This window comes from Streptomyces sp. CNQ085, assembly GCF_022614595.1.
Lineage (GTDB): Bacteria > Actinomycetota > Actinomycetes > Streptomycetales > Streptomycetaceae > Streptomyces.
In genome coordinates, this window is the sequence record NZ_JAJFAU010000206.1 from 1 (window position 1) to 6,399 (window position 6,399).

Sequence of the window (6,399 nt, forward strand, 5' to 3'; positions counted from 1 at the left end):
GCCGCCGGCCGCAACGCGGACCGCGATCTGGACGCGGTCTGCGCGCTGTTCGCCGCCGCCGCCAGGGCCGAGGAACGTGCCGGCGGGCGCGGCGCGCTCAACTTCCTGGAGGAACTGGACGCCCAGGACATCGCCGGCGACACCATCGCCCCCCGCGCGCTGCGTCCCGACGCGGTGCGGCTGATGACCGCGCACCGGGCCAAGGGCCTGCAGTGGCGGCTGGTGGTCGTCGCCGGGGTGCAGGAGGGGCTCTGGCCCGATCTGCGGCGGCGCGGCTCCCTGCTGGAGCCCGACCGGATCGGCCGTGACGGGCTGGCCGAACCGCTCACCCCCGGCGCGATGCTGGCCGAGGAGCGCCGGCTGTTCTACGTGGCGGCCACCCGCGCGGCCGACCGCCTGGTCGTCACCGCGGTGAAGGCGGCGGCAGAGGACGGCGACCAGCCCTCCCGCTTCCTGACCGAACTCGGCGTCGAGCCGAAGGACACCACCGCCCGCCCGCGCCGCCCGCTGTCGGTGTCCGCGCTGGTCGCCGAGTTGCGCGCCACCACCGTCGACCCCGACGCGACCCCCGCGCTGCGCGAGGCCGCCGCCGAACGGCTGGCCGCCCTGGCCGCCCTGCGCGACGAGGACGGGGTCCCCCTCGTCCCCGCCGCCCATCCGCACCGCTGGTGGGGGCTGTACGAGCCGACCCGCAGCGAGGTGCCGCTGCGGGACAGGGACCGGCCGGTCGCCCTCTCCGGCAGCGCGCTGCACCAACTGGCCACCGCCTGCTCGCTCCAGTGGTTCCTGGGGCGCGAGGTGAGGGCGGAGCCGCCCGCGACCGCGGCCCAGGGCTTCGGCAACGTGGTGCACGTCCTGGCAGACGAGGTCGCCTCCGGCGGCACCCCCGCCGATCTGTCCGTCCTGCTGGAGCGGCTGGACTCGGTGTGGGACTCGCTCGCCTTCGACGCGCCCTGGAAGTCGCGGCAGGAGAGGGAGAACGCCCGCGCCGCCCTGGAGCGCTTCCTGCGCTGGCACGTGATCGAGCGCGACCTCGGACGCGAGACGGCCGCCACCGAGCACGACTTCGACGTGACGCTGGAGGCGGGCGGCCACCAGGTCCGCGTCCGAGGCTCCATGGACCGGGTCGAGCGCGGACCGGACGGCCGGGCGTACGTCGTCGACTTCAAGACGGGCAGGAGCAAGCCGACCGCGGCCGAGGTCGAGCGCCACCCCCAGCTGGCGGTCTACCAGCTCGCGGTGCGCGAGGGCGCCCTCGACGGGGTCGAGGGTTTCGAGGGGCGGCCGGAGCCGGGCGGCGCGGAACTGGTCCAGCTCAGGATCGGCGCGCCGAGGAAGGAGGGCGGTGACGAACTCCCGGCCGTGCAGCGGCAGCCTCCCCTGTCCTCCCACGACGGGGACGGGGAGTGGGTGGGCGAGCTGCTGGCCGACGCCGCCGGGCGCGTGCTGGACGAGCGGTTCACGCCCTCTCCCGGACGGCACTGCGACACCTGCTCGTTCAAGGGGGCGTGCAGCGCCCGCCCCGAGGGGCGCCACATCGTGCGGTGAGCGCGGGACGGGTACCGCCCCGGCCGGGTCCCGGCCCCCGCCCCCGGGAACCGGCTGTCGGCGCGGCGCGCTAGCGTCTTGTGGGTGCCCGCACAGCTCACCGACCCCGACGACCTCCGGCGACTCCTCGGCATCCCCTTCACCGCCGAGCAGATGGAGTGCGTCACCGCTCCGCCCGTGCCCCAGGTGATCGTGGCCGGAGCCGGCTCGGGCAAGACGACGGTGATGGCCGCCCGGGTGGTCTGGCTGGTGGGCACCGGACAGGTCGCGCCCGAGCGCGTACTGGGTCTGACCTTCACCAACAAGGCGGCCGGCGAGCTGGCCGAGCGCGTGCGCGGGGCACTGAGCAGGGCCGGCGTGCTCGACCCCGGCCCCGCCGGGGCCGAACAGCCGCCCGGCGAGCCGCGGATCTCCACCTACCACGCCTTCGCCGGGCAGCTACTGGGCGACCACGGGCTGCGGCTGGGCATCGAGCCGTCCGCCCGGCTGCTGGCCGACGCCACCCGCTACCAGCTCGCCGCCTCGGTGCTGCGTACCGCGCCCGGCCCCCTCACGGCGCTGACCAAGTCCGTCAGCGAGCTGGTGCGCGACCTCCTCGCCCTCGACGGCGAGCTGTCCGAGCACCTGGTGGAGCCGGAGCGGCTGCGCGTGTACGACCGGGAGCTGCTCGGTCTGCTGGAGAGCGGCGCGGTGAAGCTCACCAACGCCGCCCTGCGGAAGGTGCCCGAGACCGTGCGGGGCCGCCTGGAGCTGCTGGGGCTCGTCGAGGAGTACCGCAGGCGCAAACGGGAGCGCGAACTCCTGGACTTCGGCGACCAGATGGCCCTGTCGGCGTCCCTGGCGCGCGATGTGCCCGGGGTCGGGCGGATCCTGCGCGAGGAGTACGCCGTGGTGCTGCTGGACGAGTACCAGGACACCTCCGTGGCCCAACGCGTCATGCTGTCCGGGCTGTTCGGAGCGGGGGCGTCCCCACCGGGGGCGGCGGAAGGCGCCGGCCACGCCGTCACCGCCGTCGGCGATCCCTGCCAGGCCATCTACGGCTGGCGCGGCGCGTCCGTGGCCAATCTCGACGACTTCCCCGAGCACTTCCCCCTCGCCGACGGCGCCCCCGCCCGCCGCCACGCCCTGAGCGAGAACCGCCGCAGCGGCGGACGGCTGCTGGCACTGGCCAACACCCTGGCCGCGCCGCTGCGCGCCCGCCACGCGGGAGTGGAGGCGCTGCGCCCCGCGCCCGGAGCCGAGCACGACGGCCTGGTGCGCTGCGCGCTGCTGCGCACCCACGCCGAGGAGATCACGTGGCTGGCCGACTCCGTCGCCCACCTGGTGAACACCGGCACCGAACCCGGCCGGGTCGCCGTGCTGTGCCGCACCGCCGGCGACTTCGCGCGGATCCAGGGCGCGCTGGTGGAGCGCGGGGTGCCGGTCGAGGTCGTCGGCCTGTCGGGACTGCTGCACCTGCCGGAGATCGCCGATCTGGTCGCCATGTGCGAGGTCCTCCAGGACCCGACCGCCAACGCCTCCCTGGTGCGTCTGCTCACCGGTCCGCGCTGGCGCATCGGCCCGCGCGACCTCGCGCTGCTGGGCCGCCGCGCCCGGCTGCTGGTGCCCGGCGGGCCGCGTACGGGCGGTGGGGAGGCCGACGTCGAGGCGCGGCTGGCGGCGGCCGTGGAAGGCACCGACCCGGCCGAGGTGGTCTCCCTCGCCGACGCCCTCGACACCTTCCTGGGCACCGACGGCCACGACGACCCGCTGCCGTTCTCGGCCGAGGCCCGGGTGCGCTTCGCCCGGCTGGCCAAGGAGATACGCGATCTGCGGGCCTCGCTCGCCGACCCGCTGATGGACGTGCTGCACCGGGTGCTGTCCGTCACCGGCCTGGAGGTCGAACTCTCCGCCTCCCCGCACGCGCTGGCCGCCCGCCGCCGGGAGACCCTCGGCACCTTCCTGGACATCGCCGCCGGATTCGCCTCGCTGGACGGGCAGTCCACCCTGCTGGCCTTCCTGGGCTTCCTGCGCGCCGCGGCCGAGTACGAGAAGGGGCTGGACAGCTCGCTGCCCGGCGAGGAGAACACCGTCAAGGTCCTCACCGCGCACAAGTCCAAGGGCCTGGAGTGGGACGTGGTCGCCGTCCCGGGACTGGTCGCCGGGAACTTCCCCAGCGGGCAGGCCCGCGAGTCCTGGCTCTCCCAGCCGAAGGTGCTGCCGCCCGCGCTGCGCGGCGACACGGCGACCCTGCCGAAGCTGTCCGGCTGGACGGCCAAGGACCGCAAGGCCTACGACGAGGCGGTCAGGGACCACCAGCACACCGAGGAACTGCGGCTGGGCTACGTCGCCTTCACCCGCCCCCGCTCCCTGCTGCTGGGCTCGGGCCACTGGTGGGGCCCCAGTCAGAAGAAGCCGCGCGGCCCCTCCTCCTTCCTGGAGGCGCTGCGCGCGCACTGCGAGGCCGACCCACGGCACGGCGAGGTCGAGCACTGGGCGGAGGAGCCCGCCGAGGGCGAGGAGAACCCGGCACTGGAGGAGCCGGCCGAGGAGCGCGCCTGGCCCCTGCCGCTGGACGCGGAGGCCTGGGCACGCCGCCGTACCGCCGCCGGGCGCGTCATGGCCCACCTGGACGGGTGGACGGACCAGCGGGCGGGCGGGCGCGTACTGCCCCGGCCCCGTACAGCCCGGGAGCCGGCCCGGGAACCGGTGGAGGAGCCCGCGGGCGAGCCGGTGGAGGAGCCCGCTCCGGCCCCGGAGCCCGTGGCCGGGGACGTGGGGAAGATCGCCTCCTGGGACCGCGACATGGAGGCGCTCACCGCCGAGCTGCGGAGGGCCCGGTCGGGCCTGCGGGAGGTGCCGCTGCCCCCGGCTCTCTCCGCGACCCAGCTCGTACGCCTGGCCGCCGATCCCGGGGGCTTCGCACGGGACCTGGCCCGGCCCATGCCGCGGCCGCCCCGGCCCGCCGCCGCCCGCCGTGGCGCCCGCTTCCACGCCTGGGTGGAGTCCCGCTTCGAGGAGCTGGAGCTGCCGCTGCACGATCCCGAGGAGCTGCCGGGTGACGGGGACGGGGCCGACGCGTACCCCGGCGGCGACGACGCGGGGATCGACGACGAGAAGGACCTCGCCGCGCTCAAGGAGGCGTTCGGCCGCACCCCCTACGCGCACCGCGCCCCGTACCGCGTCGAGGAGCCCTTCCGGCTGGTGCTCGCGGGCCGGGTGATCCGGGGCCGGATCGACGCGGTGTACCGCGACGGGGAGGGCCGCTTCGAGATCATCGACTGGAAGACCGGGCGGTCGGGCAGGGCCGATCCGCTCCAGCTCGCCGTCTACCGCCTCGCCTGGGCCGAGCGGCACGGACTGCCGCCCGAGGCCGTACGCGCCGCCTTCCTCCACGTACGCAGCGGGGAGCTGGTCCGCCCGGCCCGGCTGCCGGGCCGGGCCGGCCTGGAGCGGCTGCTGCTGTACGGCACGGAGGAGGCGGACGACGTGGGCACCCAGGGAATTGTGGATATTCCGGGTGAACAGGGTGATCCCGGAGTCCGGCGGGACACTGCGGCCGATTCCGGGCCGGGCGGGGCGGCCGGATAGGCTCAGGGCATGAGCACCACCCCGGCCGCTCGTGGACACCGTCGTCCGCGTGCGCACCGCAGGCCGGCCCGCCGTCCCCGCGGACGGTCGGCGCCCCCGCCTCCCCCGGCAAGGGGAGCGGACGGGACGGCCGTGCGCGGGCGCCGCCGCGGACGGAGGGGGGCGGGTCTTCCACCGCACCCGGACTGCACGGGATGGTCCGGCGGCCGTCGTACGCACCCGAACCACCGCTCACGCAGCAGGGGAAGTTGGTAGCAGCCGTGATCACCTGGCCCGACCACACCACCGACCGTCCCCCGGTCACGCTCACCGCCACCGGCGGCATAGACCGGGCCTCCCACCACCGGCTCGACGAGGCCTGGCTCGGCGCGGCCTGGAGCCACCCGACGACCCGCTGCTTCGTGGTGTCCGGCGGGCAGGTGCTGATCGAGGACACCGGGGACGGCAGCGCCGAGCTGGTGACCATGCCGTCCTTCGACGCCCCGCTGACCGAGGCGCACCGCTACTTCCTCGGCATCGGCGAGGACGGTGTGCGCTACTTCGCCCTGCAGAAGGACGCGCTGCCGGGCCGGATGGATGACGCGGCCCGCCCGGCCGGGCTGCGGGAGGCGGGCACGCTGTTGTCCGAGCGCGACGCCCAGCTGATGGTGCACGCCGTGGCCCTGGAGAACTGGCAGCGCATGCACCGCTTCTGCTCGCGTTGCGGGGAGCGTACGGTCATCGCCGCGGCCGGTCACATCCGCCGCTGTCCAGCCTGCGGCGGCGAGCACTACCCGCGCACCGACCCGGCCGTGATCATGCTGGTGACGGATCCGGAGGGCCGCGCGCTGCTGGGCCGCCAGGTGCACTGGCCCAGGGGCCGCTTCTCCACGCTCGCGGGCTTCGTGGAGCCGGGCGAGTCCATCGAGCAGGCGGTCGTACGCGAGGCGGGCGAGGAGGCGGGCGTCACGATCGGCAGGGTCGAGTACGTGGCCAGCCAGCCGTGGCCCTTTCCGTCCAGTCTGATGCTGGGCTTCGTGGCGCACGCCACCTCCACCGAGATCCGGGTGGACGGCGAGGAGATCGAGGAGGCTCGCTGGTTCTCCCGTGAGGAACTGCGCGCCGCGTTCGCCTCCGGCGAGGTGCTGCCGCCGTCGGGCATCTCGATCGCGGCCCGGCTGATCGAGCTGTGGTACGGGCAGCCGCTGCCGGATCCGCTGTGACGGGCCGCCCGGCGGTGCCGGGCGCAGGGCACCGGGCACGCCACCGGCCGTCCGCCGCGGCCCGGCCCCGGGCCGCGGC

At 75.7% G+C, this 6,399-nt stretch carries 3 protein-coding genes; all 3 read left to right on the plus strand.

What is annotated here, in order from left to right; genetic code table 11:
• The coding region (locus LJ221_RS22675; protein ID WP_241718575.1) for a PD-(D/E)XK nuclease family protein at positions 1 to 1,548 on the plus strand (1,548 nt) is incomplete at its 5' end.
• 84 nt (positions 1,549 to 1,632) lie between these two features.
• Complete coding sequence (locus LJ221_RS22680; RefSeq protein ID WP_241718576.1) at positions 1,633 to 5,118, plus strand: ATP-dependent DNA helicase; 3,486 nt, start codon at positions 1,633 to 1,635, stop codon at positions 5,116 to 5,118.
• A 260-nt stretch (positions 5,119 to 5,378) separates the two neighbouring features.
• Positions 5,379 to 6,320 (plus strand): NAD(+) diphosphatase, encoded by a 942-nt coding sequence (nudC, locus tag LJ221_RS22685; RefSeq protein ID WP_241718577.1) that lies wholly within the window; start codon positions 5,379 to 5,381, stop codon positions 6,318 to 6,320.
• Positions 6,321 to 6,399: the final 79 nt, after the last annotated feature.